The sequence below is a fragment of the Limnobacter sp. genome (assembly GCF_036846585.1).
Lineage (GTDB): Bacteria > Pseudomonadota > Gammaproteobacteria > Burkholderiales > Burkholderiaceae_B > Limnobacter.
The window spans coordinates 50,457-74,553 of the sequence record NZ_DAIUBR010000006.1; the positions used below are offsets into that span (position 1 = coordinate 50,457).

At 53.7% G+C, this 24,097-nt stretch carries 21 protein-coding genes, 1 pseudogene and 1 riboswitch; of the genes and pseudogenes, 7 read left to right on the plus strand and 15 right to left on the minus strand.

The window, feature by feature from the left end:
- Positions 1-81: 81 nt before the first annotated feature.
- From V7028_RS04550 to V7028_RS04565, 4 genes are all read left to right on the plus strand, one after another.
- Positions 82-585 carry a tlde1 domain-containing protein gene (locus V7028_RS04550; protein WP_334118916.1) on the plus strand — a complete coding sequence of 168 codons (504 nt, stop codon included), beginning with the start codon at positions 82-84 and terminating at the stop codon, positions 583-585.
- Positions 575-928, plus strand: a complete 354-nt coding sequence (locus V7028_RS04555; RefSeq protein ID WP_334118917.1) for a hypothetical protein — start codon at positions 575-577, stop codon at positions 926-928. Before V7028_RS04550 ends, V7028_RS04555 begins: the two co-directional genes overlap by 11 nt.
- A 220-nt stretch (positions 929-1,148) precedes the next feature.
- Positions 1,149-2,357 carry an ATP-binding protein gene (locus tag V7028_RS04560; protein ID WP_334118918.1) on the plus strand — a complete coding sequence of 403 codons (1,209 nt, stop codon included), beginning with the start codon at positions 1,149-1,151 and terminating at the stop codon, positions 2,355-2,357.
- 8 nt (positions 2,358-2,365) lie between these two features.
- Positions 2,366-6,409 carry an NACHT domain-containing protein gene (locus V7028_RS04565; protein ID WP_334118919.1) on the plus strand — a complete coding sequence of 1,348 codons (4,044 nt, stop codon included), beginning with the start codon at positions 2,366-2,368 and terminating at the stop codon, positions 6,407-6,409.
- Here the strand turns inward: V7028_RS04565 and V7028_RS04570 are convergent, their stop codons facing one another.
- From V7028_RS04570 to V7028_RS04635, 14 genes and pseudogenes are all read right to left on the minus strand, one after another.
- Positions 6,410-6,958: a histidine phosphatase family protein gene (locus tag V7028_RS04570; RefSeq protein WP_334118920.1), complete on the minus strand. Its 549-nt coding sequence runs from the start codon at positions 6,956-6,958 to the stop codon at positions 6,410-6,412.
- Positions 6,955-7,785 (minus strand): adenosylcobinamide-GDP ribazoletransferase, encoded by an 831-nt coding sequence (locus tag V7028_RS04575; protein ID WP_334118921.1) that lies wholly within the window; start codon positions 7,783-7,785, stop codon positions 6,955-6,957. Before V7028_RS04575 ends, V7028_RS04570 begins: the two co-directional genes overlap by 4 nt.
- Before the next feature lie 30 nt (positions 7,786-7,815).
- On the minus strand, positions 7,816-8,592 hold the full coding sequence (locus V7028_RS04580; protein ID WP_334118922.1) for a hypothetical protein: 777 nt from the start codon (positions 8,590-8,592) through the stop codon (positions 7,816-7,818).
- A gap of 100 nt (positions 8,593-8,692) precedes the next feature.
- The gene (gene cobT / locus V7028_RS04585; protein ID WP_334118923.1) at positions 8,693-9,730 is read right to left on the minus strand and encodes a nicotinate-nucleotide--dimethylbenzimidazole phosphoribosyltransferase; all 1,038 of its coding nucleotides are present in this window, start codon (positions 9,728-9,730) and stop codon (positions 8,693-8,695) included.
- Positions 9,731-9,751: 21 nt separating this feature from the next.
- Positions 9,752-11,214: pseudogene (locus V7028_RS04590) on the minus strand (cobyric acid synthase).
- Positions 11,211-12,203 (minus strand): aminotransferase class I/II-fold pyridoxal phosphate-dependent enzyme, encoded by a 993-nt coding sequence (locus V7028_RS04595; RefSeq protein WP_334118924.1) that lies wholly within the window; start codon positions 12,201-12,203, stop codon positions 11,211-11,213. Before V7028_RS04595 ends, V7028_RS04590 begins: the two are co-directional and overlap by 4 nt.
- Positions 12,200-13,159 (minus strand): adenosylcobinamide-phosphate synthase CbiB, encoded by a 960-nt coding sequence (gene cbiB, locus V7028_RS04600; RefSeq protein ID WP_334118925.1) that lies wholly within the window; start codon positions 13,157-13,159, stop codon positions 12,200-12,202. Before cbiB ends, V7028_RS04595 begins: the two co-directional genes overlap by 4 nt.
- 2 nt (positions 13,160-13,161) lie before the next feature.
- Positions 13,162-13,890, minus strand: a complete 729-nt coding sequence (gene bluB, locus V7028_RS04605) for a 5,6-dimethylbenzimidazole synthase (protein WP_334118926.1) — start codon at positions 13,888-13,890, stop codon at positions 13,162-13,164.
- A 15-nt stretch (positions 13,891-13,905) separates the two neighbouring features.
- Positions 13,906-14,487 carry a cob(I)yrinic acid a,c-diamide adenosyltransferase gene (cobO, locus tag V7028_RS04610; RefSeq protein ID WP_334118927.1) on the minus strand — a complete coding sequence of 194 codons (582 nt, stop codon included), beginning with the start codon at positions 14,485-14,487 and terminating at the stop codon, positions 13,906-13,908.
- Positions 14,488-14,504: 17 nt separating this feature from the next.
- Positions 14,505-15,296 carry an ABC transporter ATP-binding protein gene (locus tag V7028_RS04615; protein WP_334118928.1) on the minus strand — a complete coding sequence of 264 codons (792 nt, stop codon included), beginning with the start codon at positions 15,294-15,296 and terminating at the stop codon, positions 14,505-14,507.
- A gap of 5 nt (positions 15,297-15,301) precedes the next feature.
- On the minus strand, positions 15,302-16,288 hold the full coding sequence (locus V7028_RS04620) for a FecCD family ABC transporter permease (protein ID WP_334118929.1): 987 nt from the start codon (positions 16,286-16,288) through the stop codon (positions 15,302-15,304).
- Complete coding sequence (locus tag V7028_RS04625) at positions 16,285-17,142, minus strand: ABC transporter substrate-binding protein (RefSeq protein WP_334118930.1); 858 nt, start codon at positions 17,140-17,142, stop codon at positions 16,285-16,287. Before V7028_RS04625 ends, V7028_RS04620 begins: the two co-directional genes overlap by 4 nt.
- The gene (locus tag V7028_RS04630; RefSeq protein WP_334118984.1) at positions 17,139-17,714 is read right to left on the minus strand and encodes a bifunctional adenosylcobinamide kinase/adenosylcobinamide-phosphate guanylyltransferase; all 576 of its coding nucleotides are present in this window, start codon (positions 17,712-17,714) and stop codon (positions 17,139-17,141) included. Before V7028_RS04630 ends, V7028_RS04625 begins: the two co-directional genes overlap by 4 nt.
- Before the next feature lie 18 nt (positions 17,715-17,732).
- Positions 17,733-19,592 (minus strand): TonB-dependent receptor domain-containing protein, encoded by a 1,860-nt coding sequence (locus tag V7028_RS04635; protein ID WP_334118931.1) that lies wholly within the window; start codon positions 19,590-19,592, stop codon positions 17,733-17,735.
- Between the two features lie 65 nt (positions 19,593-19,657).
- Positions 19,658-19,887, minus strand: a riboswitch (cobalamin riboswitch).
- A 110-nt stretch (positions 19,888-19,997) separates the two neighbouring features.
- Here V7028_RS04635 and V7028_RS04640 point away from each other — a divergent pair.
- Together V7028_RS04640 and V7028_RS04645 are read left to right on the plus strand one after the other, a co-directional pair.
- Positions 19,998-20,231 carry a type II toxin-antitoxin system Phd/YefM family antitoxin gene (locus V7028_RS04640; RefSeq protein WP_334118932.1) on the plus strand — a complete coding sequence of 78 codons (234 nt, stop codon included), beginning with the start codon at positions 19,998-20,000 and terminating at the stop codon, positions 20,229-20,231.
- A complete protein-coding gene (locus tag V7028_RS04645) occupies positions 20,228-20,626 on the plus strand; it encodes a type II toxin-antitoxin system VapC family toxin (protein WP_334118933.1) in 399 nt (132 codons plus the stop codon). Before V7028_RS04640 ends, V7028_RS04645 begins: the two co-directional genes overlap by 4 nt.
- A gap of 10 nt (positions 20,627-20,636) precedes the next feature.
- On the opposite strand, the gene V7028_RS04650 is transcribed toward V7028_RS04645, so the two are convergent.
- A complete protein-coding gene (locus V7028_RS04650) occupies positions 20,637-21,191 on the minus strand; it encodes a lipocalin family protein (RefSeq protein ID WP_334118934.1) in 555 nt (184 codons plus the stop codon).
- A gap of 179 nt (positions 21,192-21,370) precedes the next feature.
- Between V7028_RS04650 and V7028_RS04655 the strand changes: the two genes are divergently transcribed.
- The gene (locus tag V7028_RS04655; protein ID WP_334118935.1) at positions 21,371-24,094 is read left to right on the plus strand and encodes a jacalin-like lectin; all 2,724 of its coding nucleotides are present in this window, start codon (positions 21,371-21,373) and stop codon (positions 24,092-24,094) included.
- Positions 24,095-24,097 lie beyond the last annotated feature (3 nt).

A 24,097-nucleotide genomic window follows, 5' to 3' on the forward strand; every position in this document is an offset into this window, starting at 1 on the left:
CCTGTGGCTTAGGAACAAGGAGCATTTGTAACCCTGCGCTAGACTTGTGTAAAGTTGTGGCTTTTAAACTCGGAAAGAGCTATGAACTACGCTCACGAAGTACGGCAACCAGAAGTACCTGCTTGCACAAAGTCCGTAATTACCCTCCACTTTGATGGGCAAATCTTCAAAATTCAAACTGCGGCGGGAATACTCAAAACTTACCCTGCCGTATCTGGAAAATCGATTAACGGCAAGTTCAGTTACTCTACAGAAAGGCAGAAAATTGCCAACCAAGGGCCGATTCCCGAAGGAAATTACTGGATCAGTCCAGCCGATATATGGGAGAACAGTGCAATCAAAAGTTTGCTTGTCTCCTCAAGATCGGCATGGGGCGATTACCGAATCACAATTCGTATTAGCCCAGGAACCCAAACACATGCGCGAGGCGGTTTTTTTATTCATGGTGGCGATATCCCTGGTAGCGCCGGTTGCATCGATTTGACCACATCAATGAATCAATTCATCGGAGATCTGAAAAACTTGCTTGGTAAAGCAATTAATTGCCACATCCCCTTAACTGTGGAATATCCAAATGCCAAATAGAAATTCAATTCTAGCGGCCTGCTGTTACTTGCCGTTTTATGCACATGCAGAGGTTTTGGATAAATTACCCCAAGTTCAAGACATGTGGTTGCATGCCACGGCAGGGGTTTTGATTGCCTACATTGCCTTGCGTATTCACTGGGGGTTGTTTGCGCTTGGTTTGATTTATCCCGCCTTGTGGTTTGCAAGCCTCCTGATGGATTTGTATTCATTTGATCTTGGGCCAGTAATTGCTGTTGAAGCTGGACAACTGTATTCAATGAATACCCATGCGGCTACAATTATTTGGCTACTTGGGGTTGTTACATTGGCTGTTTGGAAAATACGATTGAGGTCTTCCTAATATGTAGGCTTTTGTACGACAGATCTGTGAATCCTTTAACGGACAACGAATGGGAAACAGTCAAAATAAAATACTCATTTATAAACAACGTCTTACAAGATATTTTAATCAGATAGATTTTGCTTTACAATACTGAGTAAATTTACTCAGTATTGTCAAAATGTACAGTCGCCATCAAATATCAACACTTCGGCAAAGGCTTCAGGAAACACCCAAGTTCATGATTGCCATCACCGGTCCCCGGCAGGTGGGGAAAACCACCATGGTCAATCAGGTTCTTGATGAACAGCCAGCTGCGCACAAGTTGTTTGTGGCAACAGACCAAGTGGAAACCATTTCGACCAATTTCACCCAGTTCGACTTTGATTCAAATGATGGGTCAGCTTACACACCTCCCCCAAGGTCAGAAGAATGGCTTGTTCACACCTGGAACAAAGCAAGAGCCATGGCCCGGCGTATCAACAACGGCGCCCACTATATTTTGGCGATTGATGAAATACAGAAAATTCCGAACTGGTCAGAAGTTGTAAAAGGGCTGTGGGACAAAGATCGAATTGAAGAATTGCCCATGCATGTGGTGTTACTTGGATCATCGCCATGGCTTATGCAAAAAGGCCTGACGGAAAGCCTGGCAGGTCGATTTGAGCGCATTCATTTAAGCCACTGGTCATTTCGTGAAATGCAAGAAGCATTCGACTACACATTGGATCAGTATATTTACTTTGGCGGATACCCTGGCTCGGCGAGCCTGATAGGCGATGAACAACGCTGGCGGGCTTACATACGGACCTCGCTGATTGATCCAATCATCGACAAAGATATTCTTGAACATAACCGGATTCACAAACCAGCATTGCTGAAGCAACTGTTTGAACTGGGTTGCGGAGCCTATTCAGGCCAAATTCTAGCACTCAGTAAAATTGTTGATGGGGGCCTTCTGCAAGAAGCAGGCAATACAACAACGTTGAGCGATTACATTGGATTGTTGTCGGCCGCAGAACTGCTCAGCGGGCTTCAAAAATACGCCAGTAAAGAACATCGCAAGCGAGCCTCACCGCCCAAATTCAATGCACACAACACAGCGCTTATGTCAGCACTTGCTGGCTACACTTTTGAGGAAGCCAAGGCTGACAGAAGTTATTGGGGGCGCCTTGTAGAAACCTGCGTGGGAGCACACTTGATGAATACTGCACACGACGAGTGTGATGTTCATTATTGGCGTGAGGATGGGCATGAGGTGGATTTTGTTTTGAGCAAACCTGCAAAGCTGCTGGGCATTGAGGTAAAAAGCGGAAAAACAGGAATAGTACACAAAGGACTGCAAGCGTTTAGTCAAACCCACACTGGGTCAAAAACACTGCTGGTTGGAGATGCTGGAATTCCTGTCTACGAGTTTTTGAGTGCGCCCGCACATCATTGGCTGGGGTAACAAACAGCATGTTCATTCCACGCACAGTCACTGAGTATCAGTTAAGCGAAGACGCTCAGCACCCTCAACATAAAACAATGCCGCTGAGCAAACTTCGAGAAGTAAAGTCGTGGGTTCTTCTGGGCGAGCCGGGATCGGGTAAAAGCACAGCATTCGCAGAAGAGTGTGAAAAAACAGGCGGTAAAGTAATACTTGTTAGTGATTTTGATGAAGAACTTGTCGACTTGGCTCTGGAACCTGTCATTTATCTGGACGCATTAGACGAAGCCCGCAACACAACAAACAATGGTCGCAAGCTGCTGCGCCAAATTGCAAAAAAACTGAAACAATTGGACCGCCCACCATTCAGAATTTCATGTCGCGCAGCGGACTGGTATGGCGAACTAGACCATGCTGAACTAAAACGAGTTGATCCAGAGTTGAAGGTTTTCAGACTTGATGAACTTTCAATCGAAGACGAGTTCGTGCAGCAATACATTGCGGAGGCATTGGATTCAAGAACGGGGAACATGCCAGCCGAGGAGTTTCTGAACCGGGTCAAACAACAAAACCTGCAGCCCTTGCTTAGCAAACCTTTGTTAATCAAGCTGCTGATCGAAGCTATTCACGAAAAAGAATTTCCAGAATCACGGCGTGATTTGTTCGAATTGGCCGCTGCGAAACTGGCCAAAGAAAACGACAAGCACTATCAAAAGTACGCCCCAAGTGAAAAATATTCCACCGAAAAAATAGTGGATCGAGCGGGCTACTTGTGCAGCATCATGCTGTTCAGCAACCGTGTTGGCTTCGCCTTAAGCGATGGGAATGCACACCATACAACACACTTACAACCGGATGAACTGGACGGGCTTGAGTCACTAAGCCTGCGAGCACTGCGCAGCGCGCTTTTCCACCCATCGAATTTAACCGAGACGGTTGAACCTTTTCACCGAACAGTTGCGGAATTTCTGGCTGCTCAATGGATCGCAAAACAGATTGAACAAAATGCCTTGCCAATCGGGCGAGTGCTACGTTTGTTCGAGGGGTTTGACAAAAAAACAGTTTCCAGCCTGCGGGGATTATTCGCCTGGGTTGCCACGCTTAGCCTGACTGCTTTTCAACGTATGGTTGAAATTGATCCGCTTGCAATCGCAATTTATGGCGATGCGACCTGCCTAAGCACAACACAAAAAAAGGAGGTAATTCTGGGGCTCCAAAAGGAAGCTCAGGCTTATTTTGGATTTAACTGGCAAGTGCCATTCAAAAGCCCGCCTCAAGCCCTTTGGGATCAAAAATTCGAATCGTTTTTTGTTGAAAACTTTAGAAGTGCATCCAGAGAAAAAAGTCACCAAGCATTCATAGGTGAGCTGCTAGACATATTAAAAGGTAACGAGACAAGCGAGCAATTGGCATTTGCTTTGGAAAATATTATTGCAGACCACAGCTTTTGGGAACGTATTCGAAGTGCTGCGCTGGATGTATTGCTGGCAACACCGGGCCAACAATACAGAACATTGAAGCTGTTGAATCAAATTGCAACAGGCGAGATCAACGATTCGGAAGATTCTTTGTTGGGAGCTTTGCTTGAAGCGCTCTATCCTGAAAACATTGGGCCAAGCAAAATACTCGACTATCTTCACCGACCAAAAAATCCCAACCTGTTTGGTGCATACGTGTTCTTTTGGCATCATCAACTTTCCGAACGAACAACAAGCAGCGATTTAAGTATTTTGCTGGATGAATTGGCTAATACGGAACGCCTCGAATGGTTTGAAGGCATGCTGAGCCTGAAAAGACTGATTGGGCAGTTGGTGGTTCGTGCGCTTAATGAGCTGGGCGATGAAATAAATGATGACAAACTTTTCAGCTGGCTTGGAATTGGCGGCAACAAATATGGCGGCGTAGAACGGAACACAAAAGACCAACAACAAATCGCCGATTGGTTCAGCGAGAGACCAAAACGCTATCTGTCGTTTGTCAGCATTGCTGCAATGCAGGCATCAAAAGCCACGCGTCCACGACATACCTATTCCACAATCAAACAACGCATTTCTGGCAGCAAGCTGCCAACTGAACTGGGTGTGTGGCATTTGAATCAGGCTCAGTCTGCCTGCGAACACGCCACAGTGGAAATTCATCTTGAAGAGGCCATACACTGCCTGTACTTTGCACAAGGCGATGAGGGACTGTCACTTGAAATGATCGAAAATTTCTCGCGGACTCACCCAGCGTATCAAAATTTTATCAACAGCTTTCTTGTTCAAGAACGATCGGATGCAGAGCGTGAATTGGCACATAACAGAAGTGCCGAAAGAAGTGATGCAGAAAAAAAGCGTTTAGATAACACCGAAACAGTAACCAAATATCTTGATGAAATTAAAGCTGGTACTGCAAGTTTGGGAATATTCTACAACTTGGCTATTGTTTGGAATGGCGTCACAAACGATGTAGAAGGTAGCAATCCGCAACAACGATTCGACAGTTTTTTTCTAAATAGCGCAGAAATTTACAACGCCGCTTTGACCGGATTCCAACGCTTTGTTCAAGTTCACAGTCTTCCTGATTACACTGAAATTATTGAACTGTACATTAACAACAAAAGGCCATGGATCCAGTTCCCAACCATTGTCGGCCTTGAAGCACTGTTTGAAAACGATGCCAGTGCATTCAATTCAATGGACGAAGTGCGCATGAAAAGCCTTGTTGCCACGCAACTGTCTTATGGCCTTCGCGAGAAACCCAAATGGCTGGCATATGTTGCAAATAGCCAGCCACAGCTTGTTTCAGAAGTGTGGGCTCACTTTGTATCGGCCTGTTTTAAGAAGGGGTTACTTGCAACACCGAACATTTCTGAAATTTGCGACTGGCCTGAATATCGTGCCGTTGCAATGCTGGGTGTAACGAAAGCACTTGAATCCTACCCCGCCAAAGGCCGCACTGAACAACTTAACGCCCTGCGGCATTTGCTTTATTTTGCAATGAACAACCTGCGCAGCACCTTACTTCCAGTGGTGAGGCACAAACTGAAAAGAAAAAGTCTGGATGCAGGTCAGCGTGTTTACTGGGTGATGGCGGGCTTGGCGGTTAATCCAACCGAATATGAAACACTGTTGATTGCTGAATTAGCAGGCTCGGCAATCAAGATTCATCATTTCACCCAATTTATCGGGCACGATCCGCACGAGAAAAGTTATATCACGATTAATTCAGCGAAATTTCTGGCCAGATTGATTGAAGCTGTTACACCTCAAGCCGACCCCAGCATTGAAAACACCGACGGCTTGGTCAGCAGCTCCGGCGAACTGTGGTGGATCTTACGCCGTCTGATTACGCAGCTTGGTGAAAGCGACGACCCCAATGCGCTGACTGAACTTCGACGGCTACAACAATTGCCTGAACTGGAAAAAATCCATTTTCTTCTTGAACACACTGCATACGATGTACAAATTCGCGTTCGGGAAACGTCGTTTGAATTCCTTAAACCGAAAAGCCTGATCAAAGTGCTGAAGAATGGCGAGCCTGTTGATGTCAAAGATTTGCAGCAATTGATTGTGGAGCATCTGGATGACTACGCTAAATTGGTTCACACCGACAACACCAACATTTACACCTGCTTTTGGAACACGCACGAGCAACGGCGACCCAAAGATGAAAACGATTGTCGGAATTTTATTGTTCGTGAACTGAAAGGCAGGCTATCGCGGCACGGCGTGGAATGCGCACCTGAAGTCCAGTATGTCAACAACAAACGTGCAGACATTCGGGCTTCATTCAGCAACAAATTCTCTGTTCCCATAGAATTCAAATGCAACTGGAACCCGGATCTTTGGACGGCCCTGCGCAACCAATTGATCAACAAATATTCAATTGAACCAAATGCGAATGGGCATGGAATTTATGTGGTGCTTTGGTTTGGAAAACATAACCGTGAACCCATTCCAAATACGCGTGATAGCTCACCCAAACCCCAAACACCGGCGCAAATTGAAAAGCACCTTTTGAGCTTATTGAATCCGGAGGAAAAACAGCGAATTCTTGTTCGGGTTATCAACCTTGAATGGACTGGAGCCTAATTATCCGGGAACTTCAACACAGAACATCCCCCCCGGCTCCACCGCAGTTGCAGGCCAATTCGCGGCCTGCTGCACTGGCACCACACCGTTCGCAACAATCCATTGCACCGCGCGAATGATGCCTGCATGGGTAATCCACAATTCATCGCCTTGCATGTTTTGCAATGCTTTCCCCACGCGCTGCAAAACCACGTGTGTGCTTTCAGCACCGCCAAAACAATGATGGTCAAAGTCAGCCAGCCAGGCATCGAATGCGACTTGTGGCACCGCATCCCAAGGTTGCATTTCCCAGCAACCAAAGTTCATTTCATTTAAGCGGGCATCTACAATTGCGGCAGGAAAGTCGGGCCGCAGCACCGCCAAATGGTTTGCAAGCTGTTGCGCACGCCTTAACCCAGAAACCCTGACCGACAAACCGCTGGGCAAATCTTCTGCTGCCAGTTGCGCAGCCTGAAGGCTTGCCGCATCATCGGCCAATACATCGCTTGCGCCATAGCAAATACCCACAGGCAACAGCACAGGCGCATGGCGAATCAACCACAGTTTCATGACACAGCAGCCATTGGCCAAGCCAACAACAAGCCCAGGTAAAAAGCCACCTCACACACTTGTTGTGTGGCACCCAAGCCGTCGCCCGTAAAACCGCCCAGCCTGCGTTGAAGCAAGCGCCACATATAACCCAGTGCCAATACGGCGCCCAAAGCGGCTGCCCACCAAGGCACACCCGGCGCAAGCGCATACAACAGACCAAATGCCAATGCAGCCCACACGGCCGCTGCCAACAAACTGCCGTTACCAATTTGATCGGCCAGTGGTTTGGATTTGGATTGCAGTGTGTCGCCCACATGCGGCAGGCTGCGAATGATCCACAAGGGCAAGAAACGCGACACCACATGCGCGCCGAACACAGCGACCACAGCCAGCATGGGTGCCAACTGCAACAACGCCATCAGCAGGCTGATTTTAAGCAACACAATCAGCACCAGCGCCAGTGCACCATAAGTACCCACGCGGGAATCTTTCATGATGTCTAGCGCGCGTTCGCGGTTCATGCCGCCGCCCAAGCCATCGGCCGTGTCGGCCAAACCGTCTTCATGAAAAGCGCCCGTCAGCAACACACTGAACACGGTACACAACACCGCAGCAACCCAGCTTGCAACGGGCACTTCAGGCAATGCCCACACCAAACCCCACAACACTGCCGCGCTGGCAACACCCACCAGCCAGCCAACACCGGGAAAATGTGCTGCACTTGCACGCAACATGGCAGGCGAGAAACCCACCCACGCAGCCAATTTTCCGGTAACCGGTATGCGTGTAAAAAACTGCATAGCAAGCAGGTAATGGCGAATGAATTGGGTTAGAAATTGAAGCATTCACTCAACCTTTGACTTTTATTGGATAGTTCACGGTGTAGATAAAGGTACAAAAATACTTCCGTCCGGACCCGTCCAGAACTTTTCACCTTCTTTGAGCCCATAGCGTTTGCTGATGTAATCGTCGTAACTGCCAGCGGCTGCGCCATCAGGTGTTTTACTTGACTGAGGCGCCATGAAGCCACTTACTGCAGATGCTGAAACACCTTGAGTAGCGATAGCTCCACCGTTCTTGCCAAAAGACTTTACCAGTGACGCACCAGCAACAAACCCCGAGATTGCCAGCCCGCTTGAAACAGGTGCTTTACCTTGTGCCACCCCACCTGCCAAAAATGCACAGTAAGAAAGGATGTCTTTTAATTGCCGGGGTATCTGCACTTCACTTAATACTTCTTGAGTAATTCCCATACATGCAACAGGCAAAGCCAACTGCTGCAGGTTTTTAACGGCTTCCTTTCTTGTAACCCCACGCATTTTATCCACGCATGCTGTGGCAATTGCGTTGCTACCGAAATTAACGGGAAAGTTGCGCATGGCTTTTTTAACAATGGCCGATGGCGAGCGTCGGGTTTTATATTGACCGTTTTCTGAAAAGTTTAAGTCCAGGTTTTCAACGCGGGCGTCTTCGTTAACTTCCCTTTGCAATCCTGAAACAATATTTTTTATACCCGTGCTGATTGCCCCAGTGAGCAACCCACGAGAAACAGGCGCTGCAAATCGACCTGAAGGCAAACCAGCTTCAGCCTGGTTTTTTGATGTTGCTACGGATGCTATAAGCAAGCACGTCGATAGTGGACTAATTTTCATGATTTTTAACTTTTATGTCCTGTTTAAAATGAGGTTCGAATCATGCATGAAATCCATCGATCACACATTTCCGAAAGCTTGGGCTTCGCTCGCAGTGCCATCAACCAGCACGCGACACGCTGGCTGAATCGAAGCTGGCCATGTCGCGCAGTATGCTGCAAGCCGACACTAGCAAAGGCCAGGCCAAGGCTGCACCGGAGCCTTCCCCCAAACGCAAACCAAGGTCAAGCAAGGGCTGCGCATTCAAGTATTTCAGCATGTTGCGGTGACCTTGTTCGCCCGATTGATGCGCAAAAACACAATACGGCAACACATCTGGGCACAGGGCATGTGCCACCAGCACGGCTGCCGTGGCAATAAAACCATCCACCACCACCACGCGGCGTTCACTGGCGGCCTGCAACACCGCACCCACCATGGTTGCAATTTCAAACCCGCCCATCGCAGCAAGTATTTCAAGTGGTGTGCGTGCATCGGCATGTTGATTCAATACCTGCTGCAAAATACCGGCCTTGCGTTCAATGGCAATGGCGTTCAAGCCTGTGCCTGCACCTGTGCATTCAGCAATGCCACGCCCTGTGAAGCTTGCCATCAACAGGGCAGCGGCCGATGAATTGCCAATGCCCATTTCCCCCAGCAACACCACATTGCCGGGCAAGCCACTCAACAGTTCAATGCCGTTGTGCAGGGCCTGTTCGCATTGCTGTATCGACATGGCCGGGCCTTCAAAACTGTCGGCTGTGCCATGGGCCACCTTACACAGGTGAAGCCCGGGGCGTGCCGCGAAATCATGGCGCACACCACAATCGACCACGCCCAAATTCAGGCCATGCTGGCGCGCAAGCACGCTGACAGCCGCACCACCGGCCAGAAAGTTTTCCACCATTTGCCAGGTCACATCGCTGGGGTACGCGGACACCCCGCGCTGCGCCAAACCATGATCGGCTGCAAACACCAGCAATTGCGGCTGTTCCAGAACCGGGCCTTCAGTGCCCAAGGCCATGCCGATTTGAACGGCCAGTGTTTCAAGCCGACCCAATGAACCAAGCGGCTTGGTTTTGTTGTCAAGCAGGGTTTGCAACCGTGCTTGCAACACAGCACTGCAGGGGTTGTGAACAAGGGGCAAATCAAATGGCATGGGTGCTGTGTACCTGAAGAATTAGGGTTCGATAAGTGCGTTCAACACGCCCGGTTGAACATGCTGTTCCAGAAAATCGGCCAACCCGTTGAACACGCTGTCCAGCGTGGGGGCTTGTGCGCCAAACAATGCAGTCAACACTGCCGGGTCTTCAAACAGGCCGTGCACGTAAACACCCAGCACATTGCCTGCCGTATTTTGCCAGCCCAAACCGGGCAGTACTTCGTGGGCAAGCTGGCCGGTTTGCGCCAGCGCAGGGTGTTGCACCGTGCGCCCGTGGTGAATTTCATAACCATTCACCTGTTGTTGCGCCAAGGCAGCCCAAGGCCCCTGCACAGCGCCAAAAAGCAATGTGGCACGACGCACAGTTTTGTCGGGTTCAAAACAGGTCACCAAAGGCAAAAGCCCCAGGCCCGGTGCATTGCCATCAATGCCGTGCGCATCCACCAGCGCTTCGCCCAGCATTTGCAGGCCGCCACAAATACCCAGCACAGCCTTGCCTTGATCTGCATGGGCAGCCACGGTCTGGTCCAGCCCCTGCTCGCGCAGCCACGCCAGGTCAGCTGTGGTGTGTTTGGAACCGGGCAGAATGATCCAGTCAGCCCCGGCACAATCAGCGGGCGTGCGGGCCCACACCAAACGCACACCGGGCATATTTTTCAAAGGCTGGAATTCATCCAGATTGCTGATGCGCGGAAAAGCCAGCACCGCAATGGTGGTGTGCACGCGGCCAGTGGAACGGCTGCGGTCGTCGAACACACCGTCTTCTTCCGGCAAACCATGCTGAAACCACATGGGCAGGGTAGCCACGGTGGGCACGCCGGTCAATTGCTGCAACTGCTCGGGCGCGGGGGCCAGCAACGCCGCATCACCCCGAAATTTATTCAATACAAAACCACGAATCAAGGCACGTTCTTCGGGGGGCAACAAAGCCCATGTGCCGTACAGGTGGGCAAAGGCCCGCCCCGGTCAATGTCGGCAACCAGCAGGCAACGCGCCTGCGCATGCAGGGCCACACGCATGTTCACAATGTCACTGGCATGCAGGTTGATTTCCGCGGGCGAACCTGCGCCCTCGATCACCACCACGTCGTGGTCGGCACGCAGTGCATCCAGTGCCGTCATGATGTGCGGCCACACTTGGGCGCTGCGTTCCCGCCACGGGGTTTTGCTTAATGCTGAATCCACTTGCCCCAGCACCACCACCTGGCTTTTGGTGTCCGCTTCGGGTTTCAGCAACACCGGGTTCATGTGCACATGGGGTGGGCAGCAGGCAGCCAGAGCCTGGAAATACTGGGCCGAACCAATTTCACCTTCACTGCCCTGCAAGCCCGCCACCACACGGGCATTGTTGCTCATGTTTTGTGCCTTGAAGGGTGCCACCTTCAAACCCATGCGTGCGTAATGGCGGCACAGTGCCGTGGTTACCCAGCTTTTGCCAGCGCCACTGCTGGTGCCCAGCACCATGACACACACAGCTGTCATGCCTGGCCCTGTCGTGCATGATGTTCAAGCGCACTTGAAAGTGCCGCCATGGCCTGCGGCCCTTGTGCGCACAACCGCCACCAGCCGGGCAGACCAAACGAGGTGGCATCTCGCAGCTTGATGCCGTGCGTGCGCAGGTGCGCTTGATCAATTTCACAAGGTGCCTTGGCACACACAAACGAGGCAATGCTGGGCATGGTTTCCCAACCCTGCTGGCGAAGGCAATCAAGCAGATCCAGTTTCCATTGCGCCAGCACGCTGCGGCTTTCAGCCAGCCAGCCTTGTGTTTCGGGCAAGGTCCAGGCGTGCAGCATGGCTTGCCCGTGCGCGCCGATCAGCCAGGAAGGTGCCAGGCTATTGAGGGCGCACACAGCACGGCTTTCGCCCAAGGGTGCAATGGCATAAGCGCCCCGAATCCCGGTCATGCCCAGTGCCTTGTTGGGCGACCACAATTGCCACAGGTGATCTCGCTGCTGCACGGTTGCGCGGGCCTGGTCATCAAGGCACAAAGGTTCGTAAGCACAATCCAGCACGGCAACCACGTCGGGGTGATCCTTTACAATCTTCAATAGCTCGGTCGATTCAGGCTGCCCCATGGGGCTTGACGGGTTGCACAACCACACCAAACCTGCCCGGCTTGCGTCCTCAACCAGCTCCATGTCCCACACCTGCGCGGCGTGCGCATAATCGCCATAAGCGTGTTGTGGTACCCAGTAAGAATTGCAACCCTTGCGCCACTGGCAGGTGGTCAGGCGTTGAATGAATTCGCTGGCACTGCCTGCCACCACAATTCTGGATTCATCCACTTGATGAAAGTCGGCCAGTGCAACGCGCAAAGCGGTGTAATTCGGGTCAGGGTAGCGCAGTGCATCGGCCTGCTGAACTGCGTTCAACACCGCCGGGCAAGGCCCCACGGCATTGGCATTGCTGGAAAAATCAAAGGGCACCGGCCCGTGTTCATCGGTACCGCCATGTATGCGTGTGTTCATGTCACCCCCCACAAAACAGCCACCATGCAAAATACTGCTATGAATACCACCACTTGTGCGCAGGCATGCAAGGCCGCTTCGATGTGACCACTGCGTGGTACCCCGCCTTGCACATTCAAACAATACACCCCTTTCTTTTCGAGACGAATACCCATCCCCAAAGCCAATGCCCCCATGGGCCAACCGCCATTGGGGGAAGGGGTTTGTTGTGCAATACCGGGCAATTGAAACAGGCCCCGGCCTTTGAACAACAGACAAATCAGCAAGGCGGTGATGCGGGCCGGGACCCAGGACAACACATCGTCTGCGCGTGCGGCCCACTTGCCTGCCCAGGTCCAGTCGCGCCCGGCGCGTTCACCCCGGTAGCCCCACATGGCATCGGCCGTGTTGGCAAAACGATAAACCGCGGCCCCCGGCAAACCCAGCACGGCAAACCAGAACAGCGGGGCCACCACGGAGTCATTCAAATTTTCTGCAAGTGTGGAAATGGCAGACTGCCGAACCTGCGTCTCGCTCAGGCTGTTCACATCGCGGCTGACCAAACGTGCCACCTGCTGTCGGCCTTCGGGCAGAGAGCGTTGCAAGGCCTGCTCAACCGCGTGTACTTCGTCGCGCAGCACCCGCCACGCCAGCATGGGTTTTAACAGCATGCCCAGCAGCAACACCTGAAACACCCCGTGTGCCTGTGCTACCCACATTGAAAGCACCGCCGCCGGAACGAATACACACGCCGCACCCATGCACCACGCAAGAGCACCAGCTGTGAATTGAACCATCACGTTTCGGGATAATTTGCCAATTTCAGGTGCAAACAGGCGGCCTGCCCACCCCAGGTAATTGCCCATCCACACCACCGGGTGCCAGCGAACCGGTGGTTCACCGAAACAAAAATCCACCAGCAGGGCCACCAACACGGCACCAGCCAGAATATCAACCGGGGTGGCGGCAAACAACATGGCTAGGCCCTCCCTTTGGTGGGCGGTGAATTGACCTGATGCGCAAACAAGGCACTGGCTTTGCCCCAAGTGTCGTCAAACACCAAACCTGACAAGGCTTCGCATTCGGCCCAGTGTTGTTGGGCCAACATGGGTTCGGCGTAATAGCCCTCAACCGGCCCCAGGCACAGCACGGCAACCGGGCTGGCGCCTTTCGGCAGGTCCAGCAACGCGGCCAGTTCGGCGGGTTCAAACAACGACACCCAGCCCATGCCCAAACCTTCAGCACGCGCGGCCAACCACAAGTTTTGAATGGCACATGCGGCCGACGCCAAGTCCATTTCAGGCATGGTTCGTCTGCCAAAAACATGGTGTTCGCGGCCATCGGCCAAAGCCACCACCAACACTTCGGCTGCATCAAGAATGCCTTGTACTTTCAGTTGCATGAATTCGCTTTCGCGTTGCCCCAAAGCGCGGGCGGTTTGAATGCGCTCCGCCTCAACCAGCGCATGCAGGCGCACACGCGTGTCGCGGTTCTGAATTCGAACAAAACGCCAGGGCTGCATGTAACCCACACTGGGTGCGTGGTGGGCCGCACACAACAAACGCTGCAACACATCGGTGTCAACCAGCCCGCCACAAAAGTGGCGCATGTCGCGCCGCTCGCGAATGGCGCGGTACACCGCGGCCGATTCACTGGTTGTGAAAGGCGTGGCTGCAATCAAGGCGGGCTTGGTCTTGTCCATGTGCATTTCGTTGCGTTGTGTTTAATCTTCAATGCCGCGTTGGGCTGGTATACCCGCCTTGAAGGCGTGCTTGACCATGGCCATTTCTGTCACCGTGTCGGCCATGTCGATCACTTCCTGCGGGCAACGCCGCCCGGTGATGACCACATGCACGTCCTTGGGCCGGTCGCGCAAGGTTTGCAGCACATCCCCCAGTGGTATCCAGCCGTAGATCAAGCCGTAGGTCAATTCATCAAGCACCACCATGAAGTGTTCGCCGCCCAGAATGGTGTCGCGGGCCTTGGCCCAGCCGTCCCGGGCCAGTTGTGCGGAATGTTCAATGTCTTTGCTTTTCCAGCTAAAGCCATCACCCAGCCCTTCGATGGGCAAGCCCAGTTGCTCGAACGACCGGTGTTCACCAAAACGCGCACTGGGCACTTTCATGAACTGGTAAATTTTTACGAGCTTGCCGTGCACATGGGTGCGGCCAAATGCACGCAAGGCCAAACCGAATGCCGCGGTGCTTTTGCCTTTGCCATCGCCGGTGTTCACGATGATCAAACCACGCCGTTCGCCTTCGGGGCGGTCGTAACGTTTTTCGGTGGGGGGCGTTTCAATTTGCATGGGGTTTTCTCTCGCGGTCAGGTTGGCAACACAAGCCAACGGTTGTTCACCTGGTGAATGGAAAGTCGATGATCAAACACGGTTTGCAAGGCGTGGTGTGCAGCCGGTTCGTGGCTGGGGCCTGCGTAGTGCAGTTGCCCGGCTTGCATCACCAACAGATCGTCGGCCAGCAAGGCCAGGGAAATTTCATGCAACACCGTCACCACTGTTCGGCCTTGGGCCACCAGGCTGCGCACCAGCGCGATCCAGTCCGCCTGGTGCGGCGGGTCCAGGTTGGCCAAGGGTTCGTCCATCAACACGATGTCGGCCTGAACAGCCAACAGGCGGGCCAGTAACACGCGCTGGCGTTCGCCGCCGGACAGGCTGCCCAGCAAGCGGCTGCGCCATTCCCACACGCGAGTCTGTTCCATGGCCTGCTGCACGGCGGCGTGGTCGGCCGGGCCGGGCGGGCTTAACCAGGGCAAGTGGGGAAAACGGCCCAGCATCACGATGTCGTAAGTGCTTAAATCGTCGGCAGCCTGATCGGCCCCGCCTTGCGCAAGCCAGGCCACTGTTTTGGCGCGCTCGCGGTGTGCATAGTCGTTCAGGGCTTTTCCATTCACCTTGACATGGCCTTGCTGCGTGGGCACAAGCCCGGCCAATGCACGCAAAAAAGTGGATTTGCCCGCACCGTTGGGACCCACCAAACAGGTCCAGCGGCCAGCGGCAATGCGCGTGTCAATCTGGTGTAAAACGGGGCGCGCAAAGCGGCCCGCACCCAGTGAAACCGACAGGCCCTTTGCCTCAAATGCAGCAGCAGTTTGGTTCATTTTCTTTACCCTGCCTTTCTGTGCATCAGCCACAGCAAATAGCCGCCACCCAACGTGGCGGTCAGCACGCCCACGGGGATTTCCTGCGGCGCAATCAAACCCCGGGCCAGAATGTCCGCAGCCAGCAACAAAACCCCGCCCATGAGGCTGGCCAGCACCACCAACTGTGCATAGGTGGTGCGCACGGCAGCGCGCACCAAATGCGGCGCAGCCAAGCCCACAAAGGCGATCAGGCCAGTGTGCGCAACGGCAGTGCCAGTGGCCAAAGCCACCACGGCGATCAGCGCAATGCGTGCAGTGCGCAGGGGCAAACCCAGGCTTTGCGCGGTTGATTCACCCAGGGTAAGGGCATCCAGCGTGCGGGAAAAAGCCCAGGCCACACCCAGACACAACACGCCGGAAAACAGCATGATGCCCAGCGATTGCCAACCCACAAAACCGGTAGAACCCAGAATGAACGCCTGCATGGCCTGCAGTGTTTGCGGAACCGCAATGGTGATCAGCGAAGTCAGCGCGCCCAACACCATGCCCACCACCACACCGGCCAGCAACAGCCGCAGTGTGTGTTGCACGCCTTTGGCCAAAGTCAGGGTAAGCAGCACGGCGCCCACAGCACCTACAAAAGCAGCACCAGTCAAACCCAGCCGCACCACCCACGCCTCGGCAAATGGCGACACGCCTAGAACGGCCAGCGACACAGCCACCGCCAGTGATGCACCCGACGCACTGCCCAACAAAAACGGATCGGCCAAGGGGTTGCGAAACAGGCCTTGCGCAACGGCACCGGCCAGCCCAAGCAGGGCACCTGCTGCCCAGGCACCCAGTGTGCGGGGGGCGCGAATGTCCATCACGATCTGGCTGGCCACCGGGTCGCCCCACATGCGCCACACCGATTCAAGGCCCGTGCTGCCCACACCCAAACCAATGGCGCACAACAACAGGCTTAAGACCAGCAAGAAAACACCCAGCCACAGGCTTGCACGTGTATTCATAACGCCCCGCCCCGGCTTGTTGCTGTTGCGTTGCTGTGTTTCAGAATGCACTGTGCCAGCAAGCGGGCACCTTCGGCCATGCGGGGGCCGGGGCGCACAATCGCATCTTCATCGTCGCTGTTGAAAATGCAAATGCGTTGTTCGCGCACTGCACGCAGGCGTTGCCAGCCGGGCCGCTCGGTCATGCCTTGCACATTGCGTTGCCCCACCATGATGAGGTCGGGGTTGGCACGCACCACAAATTCCGGATTCAGTTTTGGAAACGGCCCCAGTTCAGCGGGCACCACATTGCCCACGCCAAGGCGCTTAAGCGTTTGGCCGATAAAGGATGATTCACCCGCCGCGTAAGGCGCACGGTTCACTTCAAAATAAACGCGAATGCCACGCGCATGTTCAGGCAAAGAACTGGCTGCCGCAGACACACCCGCATCCACATTGCGCCACACTTGCTCGGCCTTTGCCGGTGCAAGCCCCAAAGCTTCGCCCACTTTGGCCATCACCACCTGCACCTGTTCGTGTGTTTTTGGTTCCAGCATCAGCACTTTCAGGCCAAGCGCCTGCAACCTTTCTGAAGCACGCGACGATTCCGCCATCAGCACCAGGTCCGGTTTCAGGGCCACAATGGCTTCAATGTTGGGATCAACCCCGCCGCCTACGCGCGGCAGTTGTTGCACGGAAGCAGGCCAGTTGGAATACCGGTCAACGCCAACCAGCCGACTGCACTGCCCCAGTGCACACACACTTTCAGTAAGCGAAGGCAACAGGCTGACAATGCGCTGGGGGGCCGCGTGTGCGGACCACGCTGACAATGCCAGCAGAAAGGCGATTGCGCACCGTGCGCCCTGCATCTTCATGCGGTTGCCCCTTTCACATGCAATGCCTGCCCGGCCACCATCAAGGTAACCCGTTCACATGCATCGGCCATGATTTGGTTCAAGCGCCCCAGTTCATCGACGTAATGGCGCACTTCTTTGCCCATGGGCACAACACCCAAACCAATTTCATTGCTGACCAGCACCGCAGGCCCGGGCAAGCTGTGCAGCGTGTGGACCAGTTGCTCAACAGTGTGCTGAAAACCTTGCACAGGTGCGGGCACACCGGGTGGCGGCATCAACCAGTTAACCAGCCACAGGGTTAAACAATCCACAATCAAAAGCGTGTTGTCGGTGCTGTGCAATTTCAAGGCTGCAGGCAGGTACAGACTTTCTTCAACCGCTACCAAACGCGGCACGCGCAGGGCGCGCTCAAGCTGATGTTGCACAATGCGTTGCCGCATTTCATCGTCGCCAACATGGGCTGTGGCCACCAGCAAGGCTTGCCGTTGTGGACTGGCTTCAAGCCATTGCATGGCCAGGTTTTCAGCGCGGCGCGATTTGCCGCTGCGCTGGCCACCCAGTATCAGTTCAGAACGGGCAAGCATGTGCATCAATCAGGTTTCACCCCTTTAAAAAGACCAGTTGGCAGACACAAACAGGTTTCTGCCCGGTGTGGTAAAGCCATTGGCCAATGAATAGGTTTTGTCGGTGATGTTGTTCAAGCGGGCCGACACGGACAATTCCTGATTCACCTTGCGGCTTACACCTGCGTTGAGCAAACCATAACCGCCCAGCTCAATGTTGGGGTCGCTGAAACGAATCGCCCTGTCTTCGCGGTCGCTGGCCAGTTTCAATTCACCATAGTACTGCCAGGGGCCGGTTTCACGGCTCAAGTTTAAATTGAATACGTGGCGGGCAATGCGCACAATGCGCCTGTTGTCCGGTTCGGTTTTGGGGTCGGTGTAGTCGTAGGAAGCTTTCACCAACATTGTTTCAAACTGGCGATCCACCGCGAATGTGGCACCACGCAAGGTGGCACGGGCCGACTGCACATTCGTCGATGGCGTAATAAAACCCTGCACCCTGTTTTCATAGACCACCGCACTGGCGGCAAGGGCGGGTGCTGCGTACTTCACACCCAGTTCTTTGGAGCGGCTGCGCTGGGGTTGCAAATCCGGATTACCAAAACCTGGAAAGTACAGCTGGTTGAAGGTGGGTGCCTGAAAGCTGCTGCCCGCACTTCCCACCAAACGCCATTGCGAATTCAGCTTGTAGCCAGCCGATACGGCGTAGTTGTTGAAACGGCCGAACTGGGAATTGTCGTCGCTTCGCAGCACACCCAGGGCGTCCCACTGATCGCGGTTCAATGCGTAAGAAGCCATCAGGCCATCGATGGTGCGGGACTTCACGTCGTAATCCGTGGTGCTGTCCACTTCTTCAGTGCGCTGCTCGGCCAGCAAGGTCAGTACATCGCTGCCAAAAGTGATGTCGTTTTGCCAGCTGTACTGGTCGCGTTTGGTGTTGAACCGTGAACGACCCGCGTCTGCGCCATCGGACAGGCGGCGGTATTCGCTGACCGACTTGTCATCGGCCTGCGCCAGCAGCACGGTAGACTTCCAGCGCGGCGCCCACTTCGCCACCCATTGCAGGCTGGACTGGTTCAATTCCGGTTTTGCAATCGCTTCGCTGGTTTGCGAATTCAGGGCCAGTGGATTGGGAAACGGATTGCCGTCAAAACCGTACTCGCCCTCGCTGTACAAGGATTGAAATTTCAGTTGGTGATCAGTGTGTACGTCGGCCACCACACTGAAATTCAGGCTGCTGGTTTCAAAACGGTCTTCATCCGGATTCAGGCCCGACGCGGCGGGTGTTTTGGCATCAATGCCAGTGCCACGCTCATGCGAAAAACCAAGGCTGTAACCGAACATGCCGGTTTTGCCACTGAAGTGCGCCGCACCAAGCCGTTGGCCATCGCTACCCACGCCCACGCTGACAGACCGACGGGGCGTGCCCGCTTGCCGCGTAATGATTTGAATCACGCCGCCCACGGCATCGGGGCCGTACAAGGCCGATGCAGCACCGCGCAGAATCTCGATGCGCTCAATGGACTCAAGTGGAATTGTTTCCAGTGAAAAACCGCCACTGGTTGCAGAACCCACGCGCACGCCATCAACCAGCAAAATGGTTTGTGTGGCGGATGCGCCGCGCAAAAACACATTGGTGTTGGAACGGTAACTGCCATTGGACGATATTTGTACGCCAGGCTGTTGGGCCAGCAATTCGCGCAGCGAAGTTTGCCCGGCACGGTCAAGCGTTTCCCGATCAATCACCGTGACATCGGCCAACACCTCGGTGATGGGCTGTTCGGTACGGGTGGCGGTGACCACCACAGATTCGAAAGTTGGGTTGGTTTGTGCAAATACGGGGCTGGCCACAGCAATAGCGACCGGCGTGGCAAGCCAAAGCTTGCCCAAGCGAATTGAGTTCATTGTAAGTTTGATTGACTAGTACCCTCACCGCCTTCCCCGACAGTGCATGGGATACAGTGCGCCAGTGGCACACCCCGCTGTTGGCCGGTATCCGGGCTGGCAGACGAACCTTCATCACCTTCTCGGGCATTTGAAACACCCAATGGTTTTTGATGAAAGCCAAGCACAAGACTTGTCTGCGTACCGTTGCGGGGGCAGCGCAGAAAAAATTTCCTTATCTGGATATTCTTTCCAACTTCCCGTTTAACTTCAGAACATGGACTGTTCCAAGAGCACCAACAGGCGCATTGTACCGCAGTAGTACGGGAAAAATTGGGCTTTTTTATTGATGGGACCACCACGGATTTGCATGTTTGTCGCAAAACCAATAACATATGACCACACCCATATGACTATGGTCTTTTTATGTCAATTCAAGTATCGAAATCTCAATTCAAAGCCAGGGCGCTTGAATTTTTCAGGCAAGTAGAATCAACAGGAGAGTCCGTCATCATCACCGATCACGGCATTCCCACTCTTGAAATCAAGCCGTTCAAACAGACAAACGCAGATCCTTTCGATGTGTTGCGCGACACTGTGCTTCGCTATGACGCACCCACAGACCCCGTTGGCGAAGACGACTGGGATGCAGCCCGATGATCGCAATCGATACCCATGTGCTGATTTGGCTGGCCACAGGCGCACGCCAAATGATTAGCAAAAAGGCCATGAAACGTATTACCGAAGAACTTCAAAACGGTGAAATTTGGGTGTCGGCAATTAGCGCATGGGAAATCACCATGCTGGCTGAACGTGAACGATTGGTGCTTTCACTGGATGTGGAGTCCTGGCTAAGCAAGATCAACGAAATTGATGCGATCCGTTTTCAACCGGTAAACAACAAAATTGCAATTGAAAGCGTTCGCCTTCCTGGCGAATTTCACAAAGACCCGGCCGACAGAATGATTGTTGCCACTGCGCGCACCATGGGTTTGGCGTTGATTACTGCCGATGAAAAAATTCAAGCCTATCCACATGTGAATACAATTTGGTAAGCCCGAGTACCTAGTTGCCTTGTGGTGAAAGCTCAAGCTTGTTCAACTTGAACCCCTTGGCCTTCAGGCGCTGCAGCAGTGCATCGTATTTGGCTTTGTCCACCTTTGGGGTACGAGCCAGCACCCACAAATATTTTCGACTTGGTTCGCTAACTGCTACCAACTGGTATTCCACGTCCAGATCAATCACCCAGTACTTCCCCCACACCATGGGCAGCCAACTTAACCATGCGGGTGCGAAGCGCACTTCCAGCCTGGGCGATTTTGCGCCGCCAATCTGGCGGGCCTGCCCCTGAGCCTGGTCCATCTCGCCACTGGCCAACTGGCAGCGGTTGAGTACTTTCACCGTGCCGTCTTTTTCCAGTGAATATAGCGCTGTGGTGTTGCGCATGCACTGCTTCTGAAAACGGTTGGGGTACTTCGCAATTTCATGCCAGGTTCCCATGTAGCGGGGCACATCCAGCGATTCAATGGTTTGAAACGGCGGGGGAGTATCGGTGGCAAACACGGGAAACCCGGCAAACACCACGCACCCCAGCCACACCATGTACGCGAGAATTTTCATGACTGCACCTTCAAAAATTGTGTCACCTTTTTATGTGATATCACGAGTAGTCGCGGGTTTACCAGCTTATTCCAGCCTTCCTGATTGCAGCACTGTGAAATTATGTGTCTGCTGACACGCAACATTACAGCCCAATCTGCAATACAGCCTCAATTAACTAGAACAAGGTGCTGGAAACCATGACCAATCTCAGAAACAAATTGCCCAAAGCAGGCCTATTGCTCGCCAGCTTATTTGCGCTTCACACACCCATTGCCGCGCATGCTGCGCCCGATATTTCCCCCACACTGAAGAACATGCTGGGCGCACTGCCCTTGGCCGATGCAAAAGAACAATTACAAGGCATGGTGGGTGCATTAAAAAAGACCAGTTGCGGCGGCGGCCTGAAGGGTTGCTATTTCACCGAACAAGGCCCCATACAGCTTTACTTCTTTACCAGCAACACTGCACAACAAACCTTTCTGGTGGTGCTGGACAAGAAATTGGCCATGCCCCACCTGCTGAAAGAAAACGTGCAAAAACTGATGGGCACCACCACCCTGAGCTCGCCCATCATCTCGATCTCAACCAGCGACTTTGCGCTCGACACCGTCAAAATGCCGCCCAACCTGCAAAAGGTGGTGCGTGAGAAATATTTCAACGTCAACTCCTTGGCGTTTTCCAGCGGTGTACAACTGGCTGCGCGGGCCGACCTTGGCGGAGCAATCAAACTGGCCATGCAAAGTTTGGGTGTGAAAGGCGATGACATTACACTGCGTGCAGCGGTGGTAATGCCCATTCCCACCGACCTGGTAGGCGGTGCTGGCGCAGGCGCAGGCATGGCCGATGCGGTTAGTCATGGCGACACGATGAAAAAAGCGGGCGCAGATGCAGCAACGCCTGAAGCGTTTATCGAGTTCCAGTTTGCACCCAATGCAAGGCTTCCACTGAGAATGCCCGAGATGGACCTGACAGATGCCACCTTCTTTCTGAACAACGCGCTGACTTTCGGTTTCAAAGGCAACGCCATTTACCGCGCAGTACCCAATAAAAAAATCATCACACATTTTCAGACGCCGCTGAACCCAGCTGGCGTGATGGACCTGACCGATTTCACCTTCCGCATGGCCACACCGCCTGCATTCACACTGGAAGACCATGCCCGCGTGATGTTTGCAATGGCCACACCCGACCCGCGCCTGGCCCCCTACGGCGGTGGTTTTATTCGCAACATTGAGTCGTACAAAAACATGCTGCTTACGGTGACCAAACCACTGTCGGTGTTTCAAGTTCGCAACCCCAACCCGCCGAACGAATATCGCTTCGGAGACAGCACCAAACCATTCCCAACCGACCCCAAGAACTTCAACATCACCCTGCTAGGCCCTTTGGCAGATGGCGGGCCGTGGATGCGACTTGCAGGTGACGCTTACATTCTGGGTCAGAAAATGGGCTGGCTGGATGCTTCGGCAGGCAAAGACGGGTTGCACGGCGTGGCCGGTGAAATGATTGATCTGAAACTAGGCCCACTGGGCCGCGTGAAAGTAAAAATGGAAGCGCTGGCCGATGTGGATCAAAAGTCGCAGGAAATCAGCATGCGTGGCAACTTTGTGGGCCAGGCCGTGAACGTGGTCATGAGCGGAAATACATTGAGCATTGAAGTGCCGCCCAGTTGCGTGAACCCCTTCGAGATCAAAACCAGCGTGGCCATTGAAGCAACCACCAACATTGCCAGCGTGTTTGAGGGGCAAGGTGGTGCCAACGTAGATCCATCCAAAATACAAGGCTGTATTGGCGCACAGCTCGAGGCGGCTTACAAAAAAATCGCGGGTGAATACAAAAACCTGAGCGGCTACACCGCAAATGCAGCCAATGCAGAACTGAAGAAAATCTCTGACACGGCAGCAGCCGCTACCCGGGCTGCAGAAGCGCAAGCCAAAAAACAGGCTGAAGCTGCGCAACGCGAATACAACAAAACGAAAGACGCTGCCCGCAATGTGGCCAATTCCAGCAGCAATGCCGCCAACAAAGCATTCAACGATGCTGGCAACGCATTCAAAAAACTGGGCAAGAAGAAAAAACGCAAACCTGCGCCAGACATTCGTTTTGCAGCCTCAGTGTTTGATTGGGACTTCTACTACGATGCGGCCCCCGACGTGGTAAAGGCCAAAGTCGACCTGTCCACCCACTGGCGCGACAACGGATTTCAAGAAGGCCGTCAAGGCAGCCCTGAATTCAGCGCCTCGTTTTACTGGCACCGCTACACCGATGTACAACGGTTGTGCAAGCTGGGCGATCGCCTGTGTGTTACCAAACATTGGCTGGACTACGGCATTGAACAAGGCCGCCAAGGCAGTTCGGGTTTCAGCCTGTATGGCTACATGGATCGATACACCGACTTACAAAACGCATTCGGCCAGGAGAACTACGAAGCCGCCATCGACCACTGGTTCGACAATGGCGAAGATGAAGGCCGCAACACCCAAGCCACCGTTTCCGGCAGTGGGCCAGTTTCTGGCCCCGCCCGTGCAGGTGGTGGTGGTGGCGGTTTCTGGAGCGACATGGCCACTTGCAAAAACCAGCACGTTACCGGCTTTCGGATTGGCGCTGGCCGCGTGGTTGATCGGGTGCAGTTCAGGTACCCCAGCGGCTGGGCTCCTCGCCAAGGCGGTGGCAACACCTGGCCGGTTGACGTGACCTTGCCAAAAGGCCAATACATTGTGCGGGTTGATTACCGCGGCGGCGGCTTGGTCGACCAAGTCAGCTTCACAACCAACACGGGAAAAAAGTATGGCCCGTATGGCGGCGGCGGTGGCAGCCCTGGCGTGTATGAAGTAACACCCGGAGAAAAACTGGGTTGCATGCGCGGGCGTGCAGGGTCGTCGATGGACCGACTCACATTCACATCCACAGGACCACGCTAAATC